Consider the following 1,465-nt stretch of genomic DNA (forward strand, 5'->3'; position numbering starts at 1 on the left):
GCTCGCGCACCGGCGCGGTGGGCCCGGGCGGCTCCGGTGCGTCCGTGAAGCGCGTCACCCACGCGGCCCCCAGCGTGAACAGCAGGAACAGCCCCAGGCTCAGGCCGGGGATGAGGAGCCAGCGGAAGAGGGTGCGGTTCGAGGACGCCATGGGCCGGGAGCCCGCGTGTCATACCCGCCTCACGGGTGGGCCGTGAAGCGGGGATGCACGCGAGCGCCCGAGGCTACGGGTACACCTCGCGCCGCGACGTGGGGGTCGTCGTGGGCGTCGTCGGAGGCGTCACCACCGCCCCTTCGGCGCGGATGCGCTGCCTGCGGCTGACGCCCAGCGTGGCGCCAAACACCGACGCGATGAGCCCCAGCAGGAGCCCCGCGAAGATGCCCCAGAAGACGCGGCCGGATTGGTCCGCCACCTTCAGCGCGCCCTGCTGCACCTGCTGGCCCACCTCACCGACCTTGCCCTTGGCCTGGTCCACCTGCTGCTCCACGCGGTTGGCCACCTCTTGCGCGTCCTGGCGCGACAGGTTGGTGTTCTGCGCGATGTTGCTCACCAGGAGCTCGCGGTCCATGCGCCCCTGGCGCACGCCCTCGTTGACGATGTCCTTGGTCGCCGCCTCCAGCTGGCTCGCGGTGACGGGCGGCATGCCCTGTTGCTGGAGGCGCTGGTTCACCGGGGCGAGCGCGTCGTTGGCGTTCAGCCCGAAGGACTGCGCCGCGTTGCCGCCACCCGTCACGGCCCCGACCACGGCGGAACCGCCCGCGTTCACCGCCGTCTTGCCCACGTTGAACACCGCGCCCAGCACGTTCGACAGCAGCATGCTCACCATGAAGACGCCCAGGAGCGTCGTCAGCCCCCAGAGCACCGCGCCGTGCAGCGCGCCCCCCGCCTTGTCCACGATGCCCGCGCTGCGCGCGGCCACCATGCCGCCCACGAAGAGCGCGACGAGCGGGACGATGACGCTCCAGATGCCGGTGAAGATGCCCGCGGACTTCGCGCTCCCCGCGTCGGATGGATCCACCGACGACAGGCCCAGCGCGAGCCCCAGCGTGTAAAGCAGTATCCAGACGCCCAGCGCGACGAAGGTGCCACCGAAGATGGCCCCCCAGCTCAGCTTGTACGCACTGCCCGGCACCGCTGGGATGATGCCGGCGCGCTCGCTTTCGACAATGGCTGCCATTGGATTCCACCCTCGCTTCCCGTGTGGTGCCCTGGCCGCCTTGGCACGGCCAGGACGTACGTGTCTGGAATGAAGGTGTGCACCAGCGCCGCCGCTTCATTTCACCGCCCCACGGCCGCCCCGCCCGGGAGGATGGGACGGACGGCCGGGTGAGCCTCAGCGCAAGCCGAGCGCGCTGACGAGCACTGCCTCACGCGCCACCACCGGCGCGCGAGGGAGCGCGTCCGTGCGGTAGCGCGCGACGAGCGCGGGCAGCGTCACCGGGCCGCCGTCTCCCAGGCCGCCTC

1 protein-coding gene is annotated in these 1,465 nt (G+C 71.9%); it reads right to left on the minus strand.

Annotated features, from left to right (window positions below; translation table 11 throughout):
- Window positions 1-224 precede the first annotated feature (224 nt).
- On the minus strand, window positions 225-1,178 hold the full coding sequence (locus ACLEQD_RS43255) for a hypothetical protein (protein WP_410391769.1): 954 nt from the start codon (window positions 1,176-1,178) through the stop codon (window positions 225-227).
- Window positions 1,179-1,465 lie beyond the last annotated feature (287 nt).

This window comes from Corallococcus sp. 4LFB (genome assembly GCF_046520365.1).
Lineage (GTDB): Bacteria > Myxococcota > Myxococcia > Myxococcales > Myxococcaceae > Corallococcus > Corallococcus caeni.

Excerpts from the sequence above, each read along its gene's own strand:
- ACLEQD_RS43255 (WP_410391769.1), bottom strand. The coding sequence starts at position 1,178 with ATGGCAGCCATTGTCGAAAGCGAGCGCGCCGGCATCATCCCAGCGGTG.